The sequence below is a fragment of the Pseudoalteromonas sp. QJM3NY_22 genome (assembly GCF_056173065.1).
In genome coordinates this window covers 1,689,936-1,713,361 of record NZ_CM149655.1, presented here as the reverse complement: position 1 = coordinate 1,713,361, position 23,426 = coordinate 1,689,936, and the positions used below count along the sequence as shown (strand labels likewise).

At 40.3% G+C, this 23,426-nt stretch carries 16 protein-coding genes and 1 pseudogene; 11 read left to right on the top strand and 6 right to left on the bottom strand.

Going from position 1 to position 23,426, the window contains the following annotated elements; translation table 11 throughout:
- Nucleotides 1-10 precede the first annotated feature (10 nt).
- The 10 genes and pseudogenes from ccoO to ttcA all read left to right on the top strand — a co-directional run bounded on the left by ccoO (nucleotide 11) and on the right by ttcA (nucleotide 8,646).
- Nucleotides 11-685: a cytochrome-c oxidase, cbb3-type subunit II gene (ccoO, locus tag AC0VZ4_RS07650; protein WP_024597379.1), complete on the top strand. Its 675-nt coding sequence runs from the start codon at nucleotides 11-13 to the stop codon at nucleotides 683-685.
- 6 nt (nucleotides 686-691) lie between these two features.
- Complete coding sequence (locus AC0VZ4_RS07645) at nucleotides 692-877, top strand: CcoQ/FixQ family Cbb3-type cytochrome c oxidase assembly chaperone (protein ID WP_024597380.1); 186 nt, start codon at nucleotides 692-694, stop codon at nucleotides 875-877.
- A complete protein-coding gene (gene ccoP, locus AC0VZ4_RS07640) occupies nucleotides 874-1,908 on the top strand; it encodes a cytochrome-c oxidase, cbb3-type subunit III (protein WP_007375299.1) in 1,035 nt (344 codons plus the stop codon). Before AC0VZ4_RS07645 ends, ccoP begins: the two co-directional genes overlap by 4 nt.
- Nucleotides 1,909-2,056: 148 nt before the next feature.
- Nucleotides 2,057-2,548: a FixH family protein gene (locus tag AC0VZ4_RS07635; RefSeq protein WP_008139162.1), complete on the top strand. Its 492-nt coding sequence runs from the start codon at nucleotides 2,057-2,059 to the stop codon at nucleotides 2,546-2,548.
- Nucleotides 2,549-2,556: 8 nt separating this feature from the next.
- Nucleotides 2,557-4,932 carry a heavy metal translocating P-type ATPase gene (locus AC0VZ4_RS07630; RefSeq protein WP_475441338.1) on the top strand — a complete coding sequence of 792 codons (2,376 nt, stop codon included), beginning with the start codon at nucleotides 2,557-2,559 and terminating at the stop codon, nucleotides 4,930-4,932.
- Nucleotides 4,929-5,096: a cbb3-type cytochrome oxidase assembly protein CcoS gene (ccoS, locus tag AC0VZ4_RS07625; protein ID WP_002963071.1), complete on the top strand. Its 168-nt coding sequence runs from the start codon at nucleotides 4,929-4,931 to the stop codon at nucleotides 5,094-5,096. Before AC0VZ4_RS07630 ends, ccoS begins: the two co-directional genes overlap by 4 nt.
- Nucleotides 5,089-5,760 (top strand): sulfite exporter TauE/SafE family protein, encoded by a 672-nt coding sequence (locus AC0VZ4_RS07620; RefSeq protein ID WP_475441337.1) that lies wholly within the window; start codon nucleotides 5,089-5,091, stop codon nucleotides 5,758-5,760. Before ccoS ends, AC0VZ4_RS07620 begins: the two co-directional genes overlap by 8 nt.
- Before the next feature lie 41 nt (nucleotides 5,761-5,801).
- Nucleotides 5,802-6,539: an FNR family transcription factor gene (locus tag AC0VZ4_RS07615; RefSeq protein WP_475441336.1), complete on the top strand. Its 738-nt coding sequence runs from the start codon at nucleotides 5,802-5,804 to the stop codon at nucleotides 6,537-6,539.
- A gap of 103 nt (nucleotides 6,540-6,642) precedes the next feature.
- Nucleotides 6,643-7,574, top strand: a pseudogene (uspE, locus tag AC0VZ4_RS07610) (universal stress protein UspE).
- A 157-nt stretch (nucleotides 7,575-7,731) separates the two neighbouring features.
- Nucleotides 7,732-8,646 (top strand): tRNA 2-thiocytidine(32) synthetase TtcA, encoded by a 915-nt coding sequence (ttcA, locus tag AC0VZ4_RS07605; protein ID WP_007375305.1) that lies wholly within the window; start codon nucleotides 7,732-7,734, stop codon nucleotides 8,644-8,646.
- A 67-nt stretch (nucleotides 8,647-8,713) separates the two neighbouring features.
- Here ttcA and AC0VZ4_RS07600 read toward each other — a convergent pair whose 3' ends face one another.
- Together AC0VZ4_RS07600 and AC0VZ4_RS07595 are read right to left on the bottom strand one after the other, a co-directional pair.
- Complete coding sequence (locus AC0VZ4_RS07600; RefSeq protein ID WP_007375306.1) at nucleotides 8,714-9,775, bottom strand: hypothetical protein; 1,062 nt, start codon at nucleotides 9,773-9,775, stop codon at nucleotides 8,714-8,716.
- A gap of 55 nt (nucleotides 9,776-9,830) precedes the next feature.
- The gene (locus tag AC0VZ4_RS07595) at nucleotides 9,831-10,901 is read right to left on the bottom strand and encodes a hypothetical protein (protein WP_007375307.1); all 1,071 of its coding nucleotides are present in this window, start codon (nucleotides 10,899-10,901) and stop codon (nucleotides 9,831-9,833) included.
- Between the two features lie 769 nt (nucleotides 10,902-11,670).
- On the opposite strand from AC0VZ4_RS07595, the gene AC0VZ4_RS07590 reads away from it, so the two are divergent.
- Entirely contained in the window at nucleotides 11,671-12,639 is a 969-nt protein-coding gene (locus tag AC0VZ4_RS07590) for an IS30 family transposase (RefSeq protein ID WP_475441477.1), read from the top strand.
- 177 nt (nucleotides 12,640-12,816) lie between these two features.
- Here AC0VZ4_RS07590 and AC0VZ4_RS07585 read toward each other — a convergent pair whose 3' ends face one another.
- The 4 genes from AC0VZ4_RS07585 to recC all read right to left on the bottom strand — a co-directional run bounded on the left by AC0VZ4_RS07585 (nucleotide 12,817) and on the right by recC (nucleotide 23,421).
- Nucleotides 12,817-14,142: a methyl-accepting chemotaxis protein gene (locus AC0VZ4_RS07585; protein ID WP_033038416.1), complete on the bottom strand. Its 1,326-nt coding sequence runs from the start codon at nucleotides 14,140-14,142 to the stop codon at nucleotides 12,817-12,819.
- Between the two features lie 384 nt (nucleotides 14,143-14,526).
- Nucleotides 14,527-16,575: an exodeoxyribonuclease V subunit alpha gene (gene recD / locus AC0VZ4_RS07580; RefSeq protein WP_475441335.1), complete on the bottom strand. Its 2,049-nt coding sequence runs from the start codon at nucleotides 16,573-16,575 to the stop codon at nucleotides 14,527-14,529.
- Nucleotides 16,572-20,135 (bottom strand): exodeoxyribonuclease V subunit beta, encoded by a 3,564-nt coding sequence (gene recB, locus AC0VZ4_RS07575; RefSeq protein ID WP_475441334.1) that lies wholly within the window; start codon nucleotides 20,133-20,135, stop codon nucleotides 16,572-16,574. The genes recD and recB overlap by 4 nt, the downstream gene beginning before the upstream one ends.
- A complete protein-coding gene (recC, locus tag AC0VZ4_RS07570; protein ID WP_475441333.1) occupies nucleotides 20,122-23,421 on the bottom strand; it encodes an exodeoxyribonuclease V subunit gamma in 3,300 nt (1,099 codons plus the stop codon). Before recC ends, recB begins: the two co-directional genes overlap by 14 nt.
- Nucleotides 23,422-23,426 lie beyond the last annotated feature (5 nt).

The following is a 23,426-nucleotide window of genomic DNA, read 5'->3' as shown; positions in this document are numbered from 1 at the left end:
GAGTGAGATGATGAGCAATAAAAATTCACAAAACAAACATGAAATAGTAGAAAAGAACGTTGGCCTTATGGCTATTCTGACTGTTTTTGCTATCAGCTTTGGTGCATTAGTTGAAATTACTCCGCTAATGTTCCAGGACGACACAACTAAACCAGTAGAAGGCCTACGCCCTCTTAATGCTTTAGAAATGGAAGGCCGTGACATATATGTACGTGAAGGTTGTTATAACTGTCACTCACAAATGATCCGCCCTTTTCGTGATGAAGTTGAGCGTTACGGTCACTACTCTGTAGCAGGCGAATCAGTATGGGATCACCCTTTCCAGTGGGGTTCTAAACGTACTGGTCCTGACCTTGCTCGCGTTGGTAAACGTTACTCGGACGATTGGCATTATGCTCACTTAGTTGACCCACGTGCCGTGGTTCCTGAGTCGAATATGCCAGGTTTTCCTTGGTTAGCAGAAGATAAGGTAGATACAAGCCTGACTCTGAAAAAACTACAAATTTTCCGTGATACTTTTGCTATTAACCCAGAAAACCCTAAACACCCGGGCCTAGGTTATGGCAGCGACGAAGAACTTAAAGCTGATGTTGAAAAAGTTAACGCTATGAATAACGGCGAAGGCGCAACAGAAATCCAAGCTCTAATCGCGTATTTACAGCAACTTGGTACCCACTTGAAGTAAATTATTATGGATTACGGAACATACAGAGGCATTTTGACTCTGGTAATTTTAGTATTGTTTATTGTGATTGTTGTATGGGCATACAGCAAGCGTAGCAAAAATCGTTTTGATAGCGCTGCTAATGCCATTTTCGAAGATGAAAAAAAACATAACAACACACTCTCTAACGAGGAAAAGGAGTCTGAAAAATGACTAGCTTTTGGAGTATTTGGGTTATTGTATTAACCCTTGCATGCTTATGCATCATCTTTGGCCTATTAGTTTGGAACTTAAAAAACTATGCTGGCGTAAAAGAAGGTGAAAGCTGTGGACATGAATTTGACGGCATTGAAGAGCTAAATAATCCACTACCAAAATGGTGGACTTACATGTTTTTCGCAACTTTTATTTGGTCAGTATATTACCTTGCAGCTTACCCTGGTTTAGGTAACTGGGAAGGTTTAGGTAAATGGACTAGTTCTAATCAAGGTATTACGTCTTTAGCTGAGTCTAAAAAAGCAGTTGCAGAGGCCAAAGCTGAAGGTCGTTTTGTTAAACTCGATAAAGAGTACGAAGCAGCAGAAGAACGCTTTGGTCCTATTTTTAACCGACTTGCACAAGTGCCGGTTTTAGATTTAGTTAATTCTAAGTTTGAAGGTGACGCAGCGCAGCAAGTTGCTCTAAAAAATGGCGACAAACATGAGCAAACAGATGGCCAATTAGCCATCGAAATTGGTCAGCGTTTATTCTCACAAAACTGTGCGCAATGTCACGGCTCTGATGCGCGTGGTGGAACTGGCTTCCCTAACCTAACTGATAAAGATTGGTTATATGGCGGTACACCAGACAAAATTAGAGAAACTCTGCTTAATGGTCGTATTGCAGCGATGCCTGCTTGGGGCCCAGCTCTTGGCGAGCAAGGCGTTAAAGAAATGACAGCACATGTGCTGAGCCTTTCTGGCCGTACTGTTAACCAAAAAGATGCAGCAGCAGGCGCCGCTAAGTTTGCAATGTGCGCCGCATGTCACGGTGCTGATGGTAAAGGGTCGGTTGCACATAACCTACCATTTGGCGCACCTAACCTGACTGATAACATTTGGTTATACGGTGGCTCTCAACGCGCTGTTGAAGAAACGCTTAACCACGGCCGTGCTGGTGTAATGCCTGCTTGGAAAGACATTTTAGGTGAAGATAAGATTCACTTATTAACAGCCTACGTTTACAGTTTATCGCAAGATAAATAAGCACGCGGTTAATAAAATGTTTATAAATTAATTTATTTAATTCAATAGATTAATCCAGATCAAAAAAGCCTCCAGTCGGAGGCTTTTTTTAGTCTTTTACGTATAATTCCTATAAAATAACGCTTCCTAAACTAATTTTAGAGACACTATGCAACCTACTCCGTGGTATAAAAATTTTTGGCCTTGGTTTTTAATCTTTTTTCCGTTAGTTGCCATTATTGGCTGTATTAGCTTGTTTATTACGGCAATAGGTAACGGCCCAGATATGGTTGTTGACGACTACTACAAAAAAGGCAAAGCAATAAACTTAGAATTAACCAAGTTTGAAAAAGCAAAAGCACTTTATTTACATGGCGAATTAAATGTAACCAACGAGCGTGTAAGCTTTAAGTTTACAAAAGGTGACAGTAGCAACGTGCATGTTTTAAAACTTTCGTTTTACCACCGTACTATTAAAGCGCATGACTTTGAGGCCACACTTACACCTAATGCCAATCAAGAATTTACTGCATTACTTGATGAGTACACACCAGGTGCATATTCTGTATTTATTGAGCCAATTGATGGTAGTTGGAAACTAAAAGAGAACATTGTTCTACCGACGGCTGAAACCGTTTTAGTTAATCCTAACTATAAGTAGTCATTACTATGTCTAACTTTTGCTTTCATTGCCTCGAATGTGTGCCAACCGGATTTAGCGCAAGCGTTATCATTGACGATAAAGCCCAGCCGATGTGTTGCATTGGCTGCCAAGCTGTTGCGCAAAATATTGTTGATCAAGGTATGACCGACTACTATAAATACCGAACAGTTCGCGCTGGAAAAGTCGAACAGCTAGTACCTGAGCAACTCGCATTTATAAAAAGTTATGACAACGAAGACATTCAAGACGAATTTATAGCCTCTAACGATAATATCTCTGAGGTATTGTTGAGCGTTGAAGGTATAACCTGCGCAGCGTGTGCATGGCTTATCGAAAAACAACTCTTAAGCTTAAATACTGTAAAACGGGTTGATGTAAATACATCTACCAACCGCGCGATGATCCAATGGGATAAAACCAGCATCCCATTAAGTGAAGTTATTACTTCCTTAGCTAAAATTGGTTATAAAGCCTACCCGTTTCAATCAGATATTGAAGCACAACAAAAACAGCAAACCGCCAAAGCCTATATTCGCCGCTTAGGTGTTGCAGGCTTAATGACCATGCAAGTTATGATGTTTGCATTTGCCATGTACTTTGGCATGTTCTCCGGTATGGACAGCAATTTTGAGCAGTATTTTAGATGGATCAGCTTAGTACTAGCCTCTCCGGTTATTTTATACAGTGCACTCCCCTTTTTAACCAATGCTATAAATGGACTAAAAGCAAAACAGCTCAATATGGATTTACCCGTATCACTGGCTATTTTTGGTGCGTTTAGTGCAAGTTGTTACGCCACATTTATGCAAGTCGGCGAAGTGTATTTTGAATCTGTGTGCATGTTTACCTTTTTACTTTTATTAGGTAAGTACCTTGAATTTAGAGCGCGTTTAAAAGCGAGCGAATTTACTGCCAACTTACAAAAATTATTGCCATTAACAGCCCGCACCATTAACGACAGTGGTGAAGAACTTATAATTGCAGCCAAAAAACTAAAACTTAATGACGTAGTACTCATTAAAGCGGGTGAAACAATCCCTGCCGACGGCGAACTTATTAAAGGTAAAACTACGGTTGATGAATCAATGATGACGGGCGAACACCAACCCGTTACAAAATTTATCGGCCACAATGTCTACGCCGGTTGCGTTAACCACGACGGCGTTATTGAAATAAAAATTAATAAGATTGGCCAAAATACGCTTTTAAATCAAATTATACGCTTGCAACACAACGCATTAACTAAACGTCCTAAACTGGTTGAAATTACAGATAAAGTTGCGCAATGGTTTATTGCGTCTTTACTTATATTTGCTTCACTTACAGCTATTGGCTGGTACCAAATTGACCCTGAACACGCATTTTGGATCACCATTTCGGTTTTAGTTGCTACCTGCCCATGTGCCCTGAGTTTAGCGATACCAACCGCACTTACATGCGCGGTTGCAACACTTACTCGTAAAGGCGTGTTGATAAAACAAGCGCATGTGCTCGAAACACTCTCACAAATTACGTTATTTGCGTTTGATAAAACAGGTACACTTACTCAAGGTAAATTTAGCCTTGATGAAGTGGATGTAATCGATAAGCAATACACAAAAGCTCAAGTGCTAGATATGGCGGCTATGTTAGAGCGTTATTCTGAACACCCTATCGCCAGTGCTTTTGATGAAATTACCCCTGCTCACCACAACCTTGATAACGTTGAAGTGCATCCAGGTCTGGGAATTAGCGCACAAGATGCAAACAATCATTACGCAATTGGTAAAAGTGGTTGGTTTGATAGCAAAAAATCAAATGCACAAGCGAGCTTGTATATTAATAAGCATGTTGTTGCACGTTTTTACTTTATTGATAAAGTGAAAAACGATGCTCAAAAGCTTATAGACTCACTTCAATCGCAAAATTTAACGTGTCATATGTTAACCGGTGACGCGTCGGATGCTGGGCAAAAAGTAGCTAAACAACTCAGCCTTAAAAGTGTGCAATCTGGGTGTTCGCCGCAAAATAAACAAACAGCCGTTGAACAATGGGCGTCACAAAACGAAGTAGTTGCAATGGTCGGCGATGGCGTAAACGACAGTCCTGTATTTGCCAGTGCACACTTATCCATTGCAATGGAAACAGGTGCTGACATATCAAAAAATAGCGCCGATGTAGTGCTTCTTAATAGCGATTTAGCTTCAATCGATCATTTACTCAATGTGGCAAAACAAACAAGACGTATTATTAAGCAAAACCTTGCACTGTCTTTATTGTATAATGCGTCCATATTACCATTGGCGGCATTAGGCTTAGTTGCTCCGTGGATGGCTGTTATTGGCATGTCTGCCAGCTCCATTATTGTGATTAGTAATTCACTAAGGCTATTAAAGTTATGAGCATAATTTACATTTTGATCCCCATTGCCATTTTATTTGTCATTATTGCTATTGGCGTGTTTTTTTGGGCCGTAAAAAGTGAGCAGTTTTCTGATTTAAACAAACAAGGTCATAGTATTTTGTTTGAAGACGACAAAGAGCAACACAACAAAAGTAATGATTGATCCTCTTTTTACCAGTGCATTTTTAATGGGCCTTATTGGTAGCGGCCATTGCATTGCTATGTGCGGCGGTATTGCAAGCTCATTACAACTGGCAAGTGACAAACGCAAAACATTTACCTATTCACTTGCCTATAATGTTGGGCGTGCACTTAGCTACATGGCAGCAGGCGCGCTTGTTGCTGGTATTAGCAGTCAATTTGCTAGGCAAAATACGTCTTTTTCTTTAGCCCTTTCATTCATTGCAGCTATTTTTATGCTCCTAGTCGGCGTATATATAATGCGCTTGGGCCCTACGCTGCAATGGTTAGAGAAAATAGGTAAAACCTTGGTGTGGCAACACATTGTTAAGCTAAATAAATATTTAATGCCTATTAACTCTCCTTTTAAAGCCCTAGGTTATGGTGCTCTATGGGGATGGCTGCCTTGTGGACTTGTATACTCAGCCTTAACTTGGGCCATGACCAGTCCAAGTGCTTTAGATGGCGCTTTAGTGATGCTTTGTTTTGCTTTAGGTACTTTTCCGGCAATGATCACTTTAGGTATCACCGCACAAAAGCTAAATAGCATTTTTAACCATCCATGGACTCGCATTGTATTAGGCAGTGTTATAATTTGGTATGGTATCTACTTATTGATTATTGCAACCGACAAGCTGGTACACTAATCTAGACAACGTCGTGCATAAAAATTAAAATGGATTAAATTATGGATTTCTCTCAAAGTCGCGCTAAAGGTAATTGTGCTATTAGTTGTAATAACTGTAGTATTAGTCAATTGTGTTTGCCATTTTCACTCAATGGCCAAGAAATGGATAAGCTTGACGAAATCATTGAGCGAAAAAAACCACTCCATAAAGGCGACTACTTATTTGAATCAGGCGCCCCTTTACAAGCTATTTATGCAGTACGTTCAGGTTCATTTAAATCTTATACGCTATCAGAACAAGGCGATGAGCAAATAACCGGGTTTCATTTAGCGGGCGACTTGGTGGGCTTTGACGCGATAAGCAAAATGGCGCATCAGAGCTTTTCGCAAGCACTCGAAACGTCAATGGTATGCGAAATTCCATTTGATACACTTGATGAACTTGCTGGTAAATTACCAAAACTTCGTCAACAAATTATGCGTTTAATGAGCAGTGAGATTACATACGATCAAGAAATGCTGTTATTACTTAATAAAAAATCAGCAGAAGAACGCTTAGCTAGTTTTATTTATAACCTGTCAGAGCGTTTTGGCGAGCGTGGTTTTTCGCGTAAAGAATTTAGATTTACCATGACTCGTGGTGAAATAGGTAACTACTTAGGCCTTACCGTAGAAACTATTAGCCGCTTATTAAGCCGTTTTCAAAAAGCTGACTTAATTAAAGTAGAAGGTAAATTTATTACTATTTTAGATAACAATGCATTAGCTAAAGCCGCAGCAATTGTTAAATCTTGCTAAATAAAATAGTTTGATTTAGAACAACAATTTATGTGCTACCCCTTTAACTGTTTTGTATTTACGTTACACTAAAAATACACCCGTTAAGTAAATGGAGTAGCACATGGACACTATTAAACGCATTATTGCAGTTATTGACCCTACCAAAGACGATCAACACGGTTTAGCACGTTCAATAGATTTAGCTAAGAAATCTGGTGCAAGTATTACCGCCTTTATGACGGTTTATGACTTCTCTTACGAAATGACCACAATGCTCTCTGGCGATGAACGAGAAGCTATGCGCGACGCTGTTGTTAAAGACCGCGAACTATGGCTAAGCGATTTGGTTTCTCCCCACAAAAATATAAGTATTGAAACTCAAGTTGTATGGCATAACCGCCCTTATGAAGCTATTATTGATGCCGTAATTGATGAAAAATACGATTTAGTCATTAAAGGCACACATCAACATGGTGCACTTAAATCTGTTATTTTCACCCCTACAGATTGGCACTTAGTACGTAAATGCCCAGCTCCGGTATTGTTTGTAAAAGAAATGGCATGGCCAGCAAACGGAAATATTTTAGCTGCTGTAAATGCAGTTAGTGAAAACGAAGAACATGTAGCACTTAATAAACGAGTTATCAAAGATGCACAATTTTTATGTGGACTCGCCAATGCAACACTCAATTTAGTTAATGCCTACCCTGCAACCCCCGTTAATATCGCTATCGAAATCCCTGAGTTTAACCCTGGACTTTATAACGAATCAGTTAAAAAACATCACCACGAATCAACCAATGAACTTGCCGCTGAATTTAATTTAAGCCAAGAACAATGTTTTATTGAAGAAGGCTTACCAGAGGATGTAATTCCTGATGTGGCTAAGCGATTAAATAGTGAATTGGTTGTTATTGGTACTGTAGGTCGTACAGGTTTAAGTGCAGCACTTGTAGGTAATACTGCAGAGCATGTAATTGATAGCCTTGACTGCGATGTATTGGCACTTAAACCCGATGTTACGTAAGCCCGTTGGCAAAAAAGCTAGATTAACCAAAAAAATTTTTAGCAAATAACAGCACGTACCTTACTTGCTAAAAATACCGCGTTTAATTACATCCTAAACTCGCATATTCAGGTGGTTTGGGTATAATACGCCCCTTTATTTTTAGCAAATAACTTTGCTGCATTGTTTTACTAGGGGGCGTAATTGTCACACTCAGATCAAGCTAAAGCTCAATTTAACTTAAATAAGCTGCAAAAGCGTTTACGTCGCCAAACTGGTCAAGCCGTTATGGACTTCAATATGATTGAAGAAGGTGACCGTATAATGGTGTGTTTATCAGGTGGCAAAGACAGCTATACAATGCTTGAAATGCTGCAGCATTTAAAACGTGTTGCACCAATAAAGTTTGATCTAGTTGTTGTAAACCTTGATCAAAAACAACCAGATTTTCCTGAGCATGTATTGCCCCAATACCTTGATAAATTAAATGTTGAATACAAAATTGTAGAAGAAGATACTTACAGTATTGTTACTGATATTATTCCTGAAGGGAAAACAACCTGTTCACTTTGCTCTCGTTTACGTCGTGGTATTTTATACCGCACAGCAAAAGAGCTAGGTGCTACAAAAATTGCGCTTGGCCATCATCGCGACGACATGATTGAAACCTTGTTTTTAAATATGTTTTACGGCGGTAAACTAAAGAGTATGCCCGCTAAATTAATGAGTGATAACGGTGAGCACATGGTTATTCGCCCGCTTGCATATTGCAGAGAAACCGATATAGCCCAATACGCATTTGCACAAGGTTACCCTATTATTCCTTGTAATTTATGTGGCTCGCAAGAAAACTTACAACGTAAACATACAAAAGCGATGCTCGCTAAATGGGATGCTGAGCACCCAGGACGTATAGAAAGCATTTTTACTGCAATGCAAAATATAGTTCCTTCGCATTTGGCCGATGCTGATCTATTTGATTTTAAAAATTTACAAACCGGTGAAGTAATTAATGGTGGTGATATCGCCCTTGATAAACCCGACATTCCTAAAGTGCCTGTTACAAATGAACTTGATGAACAAGAAGCGCCAAGTGTAGTTACTATAAACCTAAGCTAACTAATTTAAGGGTTTGTATTTATATACAAACCCTTATAATTTACCAATTTAGTATTACGCTCTATTTTCAACTCTCAGCTAAGCCTTGTAAAAACTCCAAGCTCAGCTTTTCTTGTGCATTAGCCTGATAGGGTAATTGCTGCAAGCTATCGTACGAAAAATCGTTAATATCAAATTGACTTATTTCACTATTCCCAAAGCTGTTTCGCTCACCTGGGCTTGGTGACATTCTCTCAACAACAAAGTCACTTAAGCGCATTTCTGTAATACCTTGTGGTAATACAGACCAGTGAGCTTTTAGATTAAGTGTTTGACTCCCCTGCGTTAACCTCTTCTTTGATACTAAATGAGCTAGTGGTGTATCACCATTATATAAATTAGCTCTCACCCGATATAAACCGCTTTTTATGACGGTTAGATTTGCTGGTATAAGCATATTTTCATTTTGTGCATAGGCTGTATTAAAGCCAATTAAGGTTGCACTTGGTGGCATATATTGAATTTGCGCAACTACGGGTACTTTTTTACCTGCCACATCAGCCTCTACAAACAATTGTAAACTACGAGGATAATCTTCTTTAGCTTTAAACGTTATACTCGCCTCTCCTTCGTGTGCACTGCCAGTATGAGTATTTAATACCTCTTTTGTGTCTGTATTTGCCAGCTCAACCACCACTTTACCGAGCCCTTGCGCGCTTACGTTTAACCTTATTTCTTCTGGGTATACAAAACGATACTGCTCAAGGCTTAACGTAAGCGCAGAGCCAGTTTCGTCAATTGGGCTCGATACCGGATAAAACTGGTTTGGCTTTAGACGATCCTCATCTAATGTGCTCAACGGTTGAGAATAAGGAGGAAATTTAAGTGCACTTTCGTATTGCATAACTATTTGTTCAGCTGCTTTTGTTAAATCTTCATTAAAAGCAATTTGTTGTTTAGATGGTGTTTTTTTTACTTTAGGTACATCAATGGCTATTACTTTTACAGGATCTGTATTTGGGGCACTAAGAGACTTTGATATTGGTTTTTTTTCTGTCTCATCCAGTTTTTTTGAGTCATTATTATTTGTAAACCACAGCACAAATAAAGCAACGCTAATGATTAAAGTGATCAGATAAAATTTTTTCATAGGCTATATTCATATCCTGCATAAAGCGTGCAGTTAGTAACTGCACGCTTTTATATTATGGAATCACATTATAAATAAGCGCCGATGCACTTAAATTATTAGAATCCTTTATGTACCGGTATTGTTTTTTCCAAAACCAAGTACCTGTTGATTCATCAAACGTATTAAAACCTACGTTTTGGCCATCAACATTCACATTATTCATCGCAATAGTTACATTACCTTTGCGTTGTGCATTATGAATTTCATTGTGGCTATAGCTATCACTCATCATCATAGGATAATGGTTTGGCATAAAGCTTGTTACTGCATCGCCTTGTGAATCTAACTGTCCATCTGTATCGATACTGCGGCTACAGCTTCCAAACGATCCTACAGAACTTGCCCCACATGATGAGTGTGATGCTACAACGGAGTCATCGTTACCTCTTAAAAAACCACCCGTTAGGCCTAAGTATGCATTACCATCAGCAACAAAACGTAAGCGTGGTGTGCGTGCGTCAGGAAATGGTGAAATTTTACGTGCATTATTTACTTTTAAATCGTGTAATACACCAATTGCTTGCGTTACATCGCTGCCTAACCACCATTTGAGTGCAGCATCTATCGCAAAGTTCCATGAAGCACCGGTTAATGCACTCACTGCAATATCAGCGAGCTCACTTCCACCGCCAGCCCCTGCCAAATCAAACGTAGCAACAATATTAAGCGGTTGTAGCCCCGCGTTTTCTAACCAGTTTTCTTGATTATCAATAATATGGCGTGCAACTAAGTCACCTGTAGAATGAGTTACAAGCACACAGCCATCGTTACACAAATTAGAACGCGAAATTTGTTTCAACTTAGGCCAAACCCAATCAGTGGCTATTTTACCCTCTACACGCTCGTATGAAGGCCAATCAATGCGTTCGTCAGCGCGATTATTCCAGTACGATTGCCAATATGTTTCACCATCATTGACAACATCACTGCCTGATTTATTTGTTATTTGCGACACTTGTAAGCCATGAATTAATATAATTTTGTAATCTTTACTCGCAGCGGAAAAACTCATTAACATAGCGAGTCCCGCACCAAGTAAATGGCTTGGTTTTATTAGTTTGTGTGTGCGTTTGTTGTTGTTCATACAATTCCTTAATGTGGTGTGTTTTATATTTACTATTTAACCTCAACTCTAACTAGGGCCTGTTGACCTTTCAGGATTAAAATTTGTTCAATCTAGGGGCTATTTAATCGCGGCGCGAGGTTTGTGACCTAGTGGGCTAAGTAAAAACCGAGCAACAAAGAGTTAATCGTCCCTAGAAAGAACCCAAAGGGCAGCGCATGTTTGGCATTTATGCTGCGTTATCGCCTATTTATGGGGAATAAACACACTACATAGGCTCTGCCTTGCCTAAATACCAAACATACTGCTGCAAATTTAACCTCGAAAGATAAACAGGCCCTAATAGATTTACTAACATATTGAACCACAATGATAGTCAAATTTGTTTTTCTCTAAGCCAGCGATTTTCAGTGAAAACAAGGCTAATTCACTCGTCAATAGTGGATCTGTTGCAATCGCAGTTGGCGCTGAAGTAGCAATTTGAGATAGATTTACTATCTAAAGCTCAGGTTATTTATATTTAAGGTATTCATGTTCAATGTACATGAGCTTGTCAGCTCAGGCATTCAACAGTATTAGGAATAAACCACTAAAATGCAACATTTTATTATCATTTGTGTTGGAAAATAATTTATTTCACATTTATTAATGGGTTAACAAAACGATAATTGTTAAATTTGAAATTATTGGACTGATTTAAAACCTAAATTCGGATAATAAGTGCAATTTCTCAGATTAGATGGCCAGCTGTTATAATTCGGCCATTCTCTCGCCAAAGGAAATTGCTTTAATGAAATATAAACAGCTGACACAAGCAGAAAGATACCAGATTTACGCGTTAATAAAAGCAGGAAATAACCAAAAACAGATAGCTGATGAACTCACTCGTTCACCGTCATCTATCTCTAGAGAGTTAAAACGCAATAAAGGGCTTAAAGGCTATCGACCTAACCAAGCCAATAATTTTGCAGAGCAAAGACGCAAGTCATCTTTCAAAGCAAGTAAGTTAACAGATGATGTTACTGACTGGATTAATAAATTGTTGGTTGACGGACTTTCGCCAGAGCAGGTGGCAGGCCGCTTAGCTTTAGAGAAAAAGGTCGTTTTGCATCATGAAACGATTTATCAATATATTTACAGAGACAAGGCTCGTGGTGGTGAACTACATAAGACACTCACTCGTGCATGTAAAAAGTATAAAAAACGCTATGGAAGCTACGATAAACGTGGACAGATAGTTAATCGAGTCAGTATTGATGAACGCCCAAGTATTGTGGATTCAAAGTCTAGGATTGGTGATTGGGAGGGCGATACAGTGATAGGCAAAGGGCGTAAAAATGCCCTTGTTACAATGGTTGAACGTAAAACGTTATATACAGTCGTTCACAGAATTGAAAGCAAGCATGCGAAAATAACAGCCGATGCGCTGATCAAGTGTATGACACCCTATAAAGGTAAGGTTATTACCGTGACTTTAGATAATGGAAAAGAGTTTGCTCACCATGAGCATATTGCACAAAAATTAGAAGCGGATGTGTATTTCGCTCACCCATATTCATCATGGGAGCGGGGCATAAATGAGAATACCAACGGCTTACTTAGACGCTTCTTCCCCAAGGGAACTGACTTTATGTCGCTAAGTGAAGCAGAAATACAGGCGGCAGTTGATAAGCTCAACCATCGGCCAAGAAAAACAAGAGGGTATAAAACCCCTCATGAGTTATTTACGGGGCAATCAGAAGTTCTGGTGGCTGCATAATGATTGCACTTAATACTTGAATTCAAGAAAGATTACACTGAGGAGTATTAAAATTAAACTAATTCGGTTAGCTTCGTGTTTATGAATGCAAATGTGGCTAAGTTTTTCTAAAGCATTTAAACCTTTAATGTTTAAGTGCTTTAGGAAGACCAGCTTTAAAATGAGGAGAAAATTAGGCTAACCATTAGCTTTAAGTTCATTAGTAAATTGCCCTATAGCATTCACAACTTCTTGCGCACCTTGCTGAATTTCCTGCATCACATCACCTGACTCTTTAGATAATGCTAAACCTTGCTCTGCTTTCTCTTTACCTTTCTCGATTACAGCCACCGTATTTTGTGTCTGTGATTGATTACGCTGCACAACTTCAACAATTTCTTCTGTTGCTTTTGAGGTACGCGATGCAAGCAACCTTACTTCGTCTGCAACAACAGCAAAACCTCGACCTTGCTCTCCAGCCCTAGCTGCTTCAATTGCGGCATTCAACGCTAATAAATTTGTTTGTTCGGCAATACTGCTGATACTTTGTACAATGCTCGCAATTTGTTGTGACTGCTGATCGAGCGCTGATATTTCACTAGCAGCTTGCTCCATGTTAACGGCCAACTCAGTCATAACAGCGACTGTATCTTGTATAACAAGCGCACCTTGCTCTGCTTTTTTATCGGTTTGGGTTGAGGTGCCATGAGCAATTTCGGCCGCTTGTGATATTGCTATTTCTTGATTTACTTGCTCTGTAATAACTGTCGCGAATTTCATTACTTTATAAAGTTCATTTGCATCATTTGAGATTGGATTGTATGACGCTTCTAACCATACAATATTGCCATGTTTATCTACGCGCTTAAAACGTTCCGCAATAAATTTTCCTTCCCGCAACTTAGTCCAAAATTGCAAGTACTCTTGAGAGTTTGCTTCTGATCCCTCACAAAATGTACGGTGGTGCTTGCCTATAATTTCACTTTCTTTATAGCCCATAGCTACCAAAAATTGATCATTAGCTTTTAAAACATGTCCTTCTAAATCAAATTCGATTACAGCCATAGAGCGATATATTGCTTTAATAGTGTCGCTTTGCTCGCGAGAAGCTGTAATTGTTTTTGTAAGTACACTCCCGAATATAGAAAAATAGAGCAGCTGGTCTTGCTCACCTTTTACTGGGTGTACTATTAAACGTAACCATTCAGCTTTACCATCACCGCGCGCAATTTGTAATGCACCTCCCCAATGTCCTTCTTTTTTTATAGCTTGCTGTAGGCTTTTAAATTCTGAAGATTGACGAGACGACTCAGTAATAAAATCATCAAAAGAGTTATTAGTAAGATCGTCTTCGTTGTAGCCTAAGTTTTCTAAAAACCTATCATTAGCATGCGAAATCCTACCATCATAGAGAATGTTCAGTACTAACATCTCTCGGTAAAGCCCTTCCCACACTTGTTGTAACGGATAGAGTTCTGCTTTTAAAGAGGCTATTTCATTTTGCTTATTTTTAGAAAAAAACATTAATATCCTTACTAGGGCGTGTTGACCTTTGTGGATTGAAATTTGTTCAATCTAGGGGCGATTAAATCACGGCGCGAGGTTTGTAACCTAGTGGGCTAAGTAAAAACCGAGCAACAAAGAGTTAATCGTCCCTAGAAAGAACCCAAAGGGCAGCGTATGTTTGGTATTTATACTACGTTATCGCCTATTTATGGGGAATACCACACTACAGAGGCTCTGCCTTGCCTAAAAACCAAACACACTGCTGCAAATTCACCCACCAAAGATCAACACGCCCGAATACATTCAATATAAAGTTAATTTTAGTATAGAAGACATTTATTATAACGCGATAAATAACAAGCAGTTTGAAGCTAAATTATTAATCAAAAATACAAACTGAGTTTAAAATTGTAACCTTTCATACAAACCAGATGCTCTTGATACACTTTTATTCATTGCAAGTTGCAGTACTTTTTTGTCTGCCACCAGCTCAAAGGTGTTTTTAGCGCGGGTTATTCCCGTATACACTAATTGCCTGTTTATACCCATGCGCGCTTGTTTTAGCGGAGGCAGTACCATAGCGGTGTAACTAAACTCTGAACCTTGTGATTTATGAATAGTCATTACGTATACTTTATCGTGTGCAGGGAGTCGTGCAGGTGAAAATGCTCGTTGATTACCTTGCTCATCAATAAATATGGCTTTGAGCTGATTACTTTCATCGGGCATTAAAATACCAATATCGCCGTTAAATAACTTAAGCTGGTAATCGTTTTGGCTCACCATAATAGGCATACCCGTATAATGGTGAGTATTAGGGCTAACTGTTATTAAACCTTGCTGTTGCAATACGCGCTCTATTCGCTGATTTAAGCTATGCACGCCGTAATCGCCCTCTCGTACCGCAGCTAAAAGCTGATAACTAGCAAAAGCAGCATGCACCTGTGCAACATCTGCACCTTGGGCAATTAAGTTAAGGTATTTTGCATAATGACTTGCTGCACTTTTAACAAGCTTTTCAATCGGTTTTGCTACAAAGTCGTAATCTAAAATTACATCGTTAAAACGCCCTTCAGTACTTTCTTGCTCAACGTAATTTAAAATACCGGTGTTATTGGTGTTTACCGCAAGTGCGAGTTGACCAATGCCGCTTTGTGTATCAAATCGATAACTGTGCTGTAAAAAGGCAACGCAATCTGCGAGTTTAAATTCACTCACGCTTTGCGCTACGAGCTTAGGCTCATTATTAAAACATAAGCTATTTAGCTCATCACAACGTGCTTGCGAGTAGCTTGGCGTTTGCCCAAGTATTAAACCTTGGCATAAATCGCTCATTACGCTGCCGGTATCTACCGAGGCAAGCTGATCTTTATCACCTAGGAGTATTAATCTCGCATGCGCAGGTAGTGCTTCTATTAATTTAGCCATCAGCGATAAATCGACCATACTGGCTTCATCAATAATTAGTACATCTAAATGCAGCGGATTGCTTTTGTTATGTCTGAATTTATTAGTAAACGGTTTTACGCCCAATAAGCGATGAATAGTTTGGGCGCTTTGCGGGATCAGCGTTTTTATATCATCAGGAATCGTTGTGAGCTTATTTTTAGCGCCCAAAATAGACTCACTTAAACGTGCAGCGGCTTTACCAGTCGGTGCCACCAGCTTAATGCTAAGCGGCGCGGTTTTATAAAGTGACTGCAAAATAGCCAGTAACTTAGTCACTGTGGTCGTTTTACCTGTCCCAGGACCACCCGTGATCACGCTAAAGCCTTTGGTGGCGGCAACCGCACATGCCACTTTTTGCCAATCAGTTTCAATTGCAGAATCTGCAGGAAAATAGGTATTTAAAAGTTCAGCCAATACTTCGTTGTTAATATTGAGCTTTCGCTCGCTCATACTTAGTAATCTATCCGCGAGTGTTTGCTCATAATCGGCAAGGCGCGCAAAATAAAGTCGCTCGTTAAATAGTTGCAGTGGTTTATTTTCGCCTACGCTTTCATGGCTTTGTAAATAACTAAGCGCTGTGTGTACATTAAAGTCATCACTAAACGGGCTTAGCGTACTGGGTACATTGCCATCGAGTTTATTAAAGTCGCTTTTGCGCAAGTTAAAAGGATTACTCCAATCAACTTCATTTAAAGTTAGGCAGCTATGCTGGCTTTGCTGCGATAAGCACAGCAATAAAATAATATAAAACAGTTGATTGTGAGTTTGCTCAATGTCATTAGCACACAGTAATTCTGCGAGTTTAACATCAACCACACGTAGTCGATTTTGCGCTAATAAATACTCAAGTAGCGGGACTTCGATAATCGTATTATTTAACACAATGTCCTCTAATGGGGCATCTTGTGCTACATTTTTTGAAGTAAGAGGCTCTGCGGCTTCATTATTAAGTGTCTCGTCTATATCGTCAAACAATCCAGGTTGCTCATTTAAATCGCTCATAGCATAGCTCCTTGGCTAAATAAGCCATCTAAAATAATCACTTGTTCTTCAGTTAGCTTTTTAAAGTACACGCCTTGCCCTGCCGGCATTCCACGTAAAAACGTGTAATACACGCCGCCTAAATGGGTTTCTATCGAGTAATCAGCTATACGTTGTTTTAATAAATGATGCAGCGCTACCGTGTAGATTAAATACTGTAAATGATACTGATGACTGCTCATCGCTTGCTCAAGCATATCGCCTTCGTAATCAGCTGGCGTACTGCCTAAGTAATTAGACTTATAATCTAAAATATAATATTTGCCTTGGTAGCAAAATATTAAATCGACAAAGCCTTTTAACAAACCTTTTACCTGTGAAAATTCAAGCTTACTTTGCGTAAAACCAAAATGTTTAACCAGTATTTCGTTTAGCTTAGGTGCGCTTAAATTCTCAAGTGGTAAATTAAACTCCATTTCGACTAGGCAGTCACCTGGTGTAAGCACACCCAATGAAAGAAGCCCCTCATTTAGAGGACACGCAAGAACATCAAGCACCCATTTTTCAGCCACTTCTCGCCATTGATCACCTATGTGGTACTTTTCAAGGCTGCGCTTAACTACCTCAGATAAGTTTTGCTCAGTATTAGTTGGGTGAACTATTGGGCTAGTAAAATCTATTTGTTCAAATATTTCGTGTAAACAGCTACCAGGCTTTGCCCCTTTAGGAAAACTATAAGGTGATGGTATTTCGTCCTCTTGCACTGCAAACTCGTCTTTTTCGTGATCTTCATCACTTCGCCCTGGGGCTAATTGGTCGCTGTGCTTTTTAAAGCTCAATGCACTAAAGCTAGTTGCTCGCCAGTTACGCTCAATATTTGCCGTTACTTTATTAACACTTAACGTTTGCTGCGCACTTTCACTGTTATTAAAACAAAGTGTTCCCTGCTCTAATAATGTTTGTGAGGTAAATTGCTGATAGCTCATCGCGCTATTAGCGTCGCAAAACTCACTTAAATGCGTGCGCCATGTTTGGCTACTGGCAAGTTCAAGCCCTGCAAATAAAACATGCCCAAGTGCACTACTTTGCATAGCCAAGCGGCTACTTTGTCCTTGCCCTATATTATAAACACCAAGCGCACAAAAATGCACAGCGCGAGTAAGTGCTACATAAAGCAGGCGTAAATCTTCAGCTAGGCGTTCTTGTTCTGCTTTTTGAAGGGCATCTTCGTCTTTACTTAAATCGTAAACTAGCTTGCCATTATTATGATAAAGCGCTTCTTTTGTTTCGCGATAGCCACTGGCAAACGGCATAAATACCAGTGGATATTCAAGCCCTTTTGAGGCATGCATAGTGACAATTTTAACTAAGTTGGCGTCACTTTCTAGGCGTACTTGTACTGTTTCACCGTCTTGTTGGCTTACCTTTTGTGCAAACCATCGCAGTAAACGCAGCGTGCCTTCAAGCTCTATTTGTTTTTGCTGAAGTATTTCGCCCAAGTGCCTAAAGTCCGTCAGCCAACGCTCAACGTTATATCCTAACCCTTGCCATTTAGCGCTAAGTTGGTTATGGCTCATTAAGCGCTCAAGCATTGCCATAGCGCCTTGCTTGTTCCAAATGTGGCTAAGTTGTGCAAAAAAGTTTAAGTAGTCTTGCCATTTATTTTCATCATCAGCGAGTGCATGTATTTCGTTATAACTTAAACAAAATAGCGGACCAGCTAAAACACCGCGCAGCAATGACTCATCATATTGTCCATGCAGCGCTGTTAAAAAGTTAAGTAGGTGATGGCTAAGCTCTTGGCTAAAAACGCTCTCGCGCGATAAATACACGCTGGAAATTTTGGCATCACCTAGCGCTTTTTTCATTATTTGCGCTTCAACACGGTCGCGCACTAATATACAAATATCGGCAGCGCTGACAGGGGTACTGCCAATACACGCATCCCCTTGTTTTGCTTTTTCAAGCAGGGTCACTATTTTATTAGCAAAGTGAGTGGCTAAATGTGCTTGCCCTACACCTTTGTTGGTTGGTTTGTTTTTTTCATCGGCGGCTTCATCCACAAATACATTAAATTCGAATGCGGTCGCGGGTTTGCCATCAATTAAAAAAGAGTCTTCCGCTTTTTTACCTTTAGCAGCTACTGCGTTAAAGGGTATAGCGTCGTTATAAATAAAGCTGTTAGCATGTTTGCCAAATAAACTATTAACGCTATTGACTATGTCGGTGCTTGAGCGAAAGTTAGTACCCAGCGTAAATTGCTGATCAGTCTGTACAGCTTCTTTTGCGCCAATATACGTAAAAATATCCGCGCCCCTAAAGCCATAAATAGCCTGCTTGGGGTCGCCTATCATGGCAAGCGTGGTATTTTGTTGCCCATAAATTTTACTAAAAATACCGTACTGAATCGGATCGGTATCTTGGAATTCATCAATCATGGCAACCAGAAATAACTGCGCAATTTTTTGCGCTAGTACGTCGCCTTGCTCGTTATTAAGCGCACTGTGTAAATTGGTAAGTAAGTCATCTGGGGTGATCACGCTTTGCTCTTGCTTACGCTTAACTATTGCACCTTTTACCCAGCGTGCTGCATGTTGTATAACTGCTATTTTGAGCCCTTGGTTTATGGTGTTATTTAGGGCGGCAAGCTCGTCAAACTGACTCAGTAATGGATGCACAAATAATGGCTGATTTTTTTTATAATTAGCTACATCGCTTAAGTTTTCTGTACTCCATACTTCAAACGAATACTTGCTAGTGCCAAATTCAAAAAACAAATCGCCGCCTAAACAAAATGCCTCAAGCGCACTAAGGCTGCCTTTTCGTGCTGGCGTTTTAGACCCGCTTAAACCCGAGCCTTTAATAGCACCTATAAACTCTTGCTCTAACACCGCTTTTTTAAATGCAGGCACACGGGTTATGTACTCGTCACGGGCTTTCCATACATCATCTAAATTTATTTGTGGTGTAATGTGCGCATTAGCCTTGTTTAAAATGCTCGCCACTTGAGCGAATAAAGACTCGGGTGCGGCAAATACATCTAAAATAGCATCGGTGCGTTCTTTATTAAGTGGGTATACAAACGCGCGCCAAAAATCTTTAATGGTTTCGAGCAGTATGTCGCGCTCATCTAAAATAAATTCGAGATTAAACGCCACACCCGACTCAAACGCATGTTGTTTTAGCATCCGCTGACAAAAGCCATGAATAGTAAAAATAGCGGCTTCGTCCATTGATTTAGCTGCTGCATCGAGTAAATCAAACGCGCGGTGCTTATCATCAATTTTGGCAATTACGCCTTCAATGAGTTCGTCGTTTGGGTCTTGCCCAAGCAATGCGTCGCGCGCAGCAATAATTCGGCTACGTACGCGGTCTTTAATTTCTTGGGTGGCAGCGTCGGTAAAGGTTACTACCAAAATTTGCTCAACACTGAGCGGCGTATTTAACTCACCCTCTATTTGCATACCTAGTAAGTAACGTAAATACAGCCCCGTAATTGTATAAGTTTTACCAGTACCCGCACTGGCTTCTATTAAGCTTTGACCAATGAGCGGCATAGTAAGAGGATTAAGTGCTTGCATGGTCACTCTCCTTTGCGTGTTCGAATAAAGGCGTGAGCAATTTATCACTCCATTTTATAAATTCTTCTTGGCAGTCGTTTAGCGATTGCACCGTTAAGCGAATATACGGATTTTCGCCCTCGCCTCGCCCTATGTATTGCGGGCTAAATTTGCTCATTGCTTTTGTTATATCGCCGCCGCTTTTAACGTATTCATAACCACTTACCGGAAAGAACGGCACAGGCTCTGCGCGCAGCGCTTTGTATAACTCAAACCAATCAAGTAACAATGCATCGGCATCAGCTTTATTAATTGGCGCAAAGGTAATTTGCTTATCAAGCCCAAGTAACAATGTTTCTACTTGTTGATCCATACTTTGCGCTGCGAGGTGATAAATAAAGCCTTTAATTAAATCTTTCGCTTTAATACTCGCACTGCGGTAAAACACTTGTTTTTGCAAATACACATGATTGAGCCAGCCCTCTATTTTAGTGCCTTCAATGGTAAGCAAAACTTCTATCGGCTCACTTTTTCCGCCTTTAATCTGCTCTTTTACTTGCCCTGCAAGCGCATCAACTCGGTGCTCCATACTCTCAAATATGAGGCTGCCTACATTGGCTTGAGGTAACTCACCTCGCTGCAGTATTTGCTCGGTACTCAGTGGTTGCTCGTTTATGTTTGCTTCGAGTATTTCATCAAGGTAAAAATAACGGCGCAGCGCATCTAAACTAAAGGGTTCTTCGTCTTTTGCTACTTCGTTAAATTGTGGCAGGCGCAAACCTAATGTTTGTTGATAAAAGCTCTCTTGTGCGCTGCACACGCTTCTAATAAACACATCGAGATCTAACTGATCTGGCACAATCACATCAAGCGCAATAACCGGCTGTGGTTTTATTGACTCACTTGGCAGCCAAATTGGATTGTAACTGTGGTTGCTCAGTACAGTATTTGCTTGCTCATCGGCTAAATAGTAATGGCTATTAAAGGGCTGTAAATGCTGTTGATTAATTAGACATGCGGGCAGCGTTTTTTCACTCTTTTCGCTTAATACAAAACTACGCCCAATATATTCTAACAGCTCGCTTACAAGGGTTGATGGCATGCGCGGTTGGTTATCAAAACACGAGCGACCAATGTAACTCATGTATAAGTTGTCGCGGGCACTCAGTAGTGCTTCTAAAAATAAGTAGCGGTCATCTAATTTACGTGATCGGTCACCTTTTTGCTTTTTAGAGTAAGGCACTAAGTCAAAACCAATAGGTTGTACGTTACGCGGGTAGTCAGCATCGTTTAAGCCCAGCATGCATACCACTTTAAATGGTACGGCGCGCATGGGCATAAGCGTACAAAAGTTTACTTGCCCAACCAAAAACCGCTGCCCTACGCCTTTTTCTTGAATGCCTTGTTTAACTAAGTAACTAACAATACGCTGCGAAACCGCTTTACTGTAATCGCCGTTGTCGTGGTGTTTTTGTAACTCTTCGAGCACGTTTTGAAGTACTAATAAATCCCAGCTGTCGTCGCTTTCACTTTCGTATATAGCGTTTAATAGCTCGCTTAAAATATGCGCTTTATTAGTGAGCGTGTCATCAGGCGTTAGCTGCTCTTTAAAGCTTTGCAGTACATCAATAAAGTGCACGAGCTTGTTGAGTGTATCAAGCGCCATACCTTCTACTTCATCAGCGCTGTAAATACCGTTAAACGGGCATTGTTCGTCGCGCATGGCTATACCAAGCAGTAAACGGTTGAGCCCATGTTGCCAGGTATTTAAATCGATAGCGGGTAAATCAAAGCTGCTTTTATGCGCTGCGTTTATACCCCATTTAACGCCTACACGTTCAAGCCAGTATTGAATTTGCTCGTATTCGTGCGCTTCAAGCCCAAATTTTTCGGCTATTTGCGTCACTTGTAATAAATCGAGAATATCCGACACACCAAAGCGCGAAAACGGTAAGTTAGCTAAACTCGCAAATGAGCTAAGGACGGGCTTTTCTTGCTCTATAGCTAAATCGGCCAATGCGTAAGGAATAAAGCGGCTGCCTTGTGCTCCGCCAAATACGGCTTCAATATAGGGGCTGTAAGTGCCTACATCGGGCATCATGACGATTATGTCTTTGGGGGTAAGCGTTGGGTTTTGATTAAATAAGTTAAGTAAGTAGTCGTGCAAGCGCTCAACTTCTCTAAGCGGTGTATGGCAATCGCTTAGCGTAATACTGGTGTCGGTTGCGCTGATTGGTAACTTACCTTCGTCGTTTATAAACCACTCTTTATTATCGGTCAGCGATTCGCCTTTAAACGCAAGCTGATAAATCTCACTTTGTACTTGCCCTAGTAAGGTGTCGTCAAACACATCAATAAAGCCATCAATCCAACGAGCATCTAGCTGTACAAGTTGTTCAAAATAGTCGCGACCTAATTTACCCCACGACGATAACAATGGATTACCAATAAAGTAGTATTCTTCGTCTGGATTGGTTTGTTTTTTTTGTTGCGCTTCCACCAGCGGCATTTTGGCGTATTTAGCGCTTATTTTAGCTGCTGTTTTTTCATCTATAATATCGCCCCAGTAATGCTCACTCGGGTTAAAAAAGAATAATATAACCTCTGTTTTTTTACTCAGTGCTTCAAACACCTCAAGCTGGGAGCTGGCAATCGCCGATATACCAAATAAGCTAATGCGTTGTGGCAGTAAACTATTATCCATAGTCTCAAGTGCTGCAAGTAACTGCCCTTGCATATTAGCGCGATGAAATTGGCTTTGCCCAAGCTCTTGGCTTAGCCTTACAATGCGTCGCCATAAGTCAGGTTGCCATGGCGCAATGGTTACATCTACATCATCAAGCTCATCTTTTCCGCTATCCCATGTGGCTATCCAGTGCGGTCGGTACATTAAATATTGGTCGTACACATCGGCTATTTTTTCGCACAGCGCAAAGGTTTTTTGCCCGTCGATATCGCCCTCTAAATAGGTTTTTAGCGGCAAATAAAGCGGTTCATCAATGCAGGTTGGTAAAATTGCAAACAGTTTCCAAGCAAGGTTGGGCTTATTAAATGCCGACTCTTTAGGGACATTTGGCAGCAATTGCTGATACAACTGCCAAATAAAGCTCGACGGCAGCGGAAAATCAACCTGCGCTGCGACCCCTAAGTTTTCGCTCAAACCTATTTTTAACCACTGCGACATACCCGGCGATTGCACTAGCACTACTTCTTTGTCGAACGGGCTTTGTAATGGGTTTACTTTTAACAGCTGGTGGAACTGCGCTTGCAGGGCTTCCATCCGGTTTGATTGAATAATATTTAGCATATAAC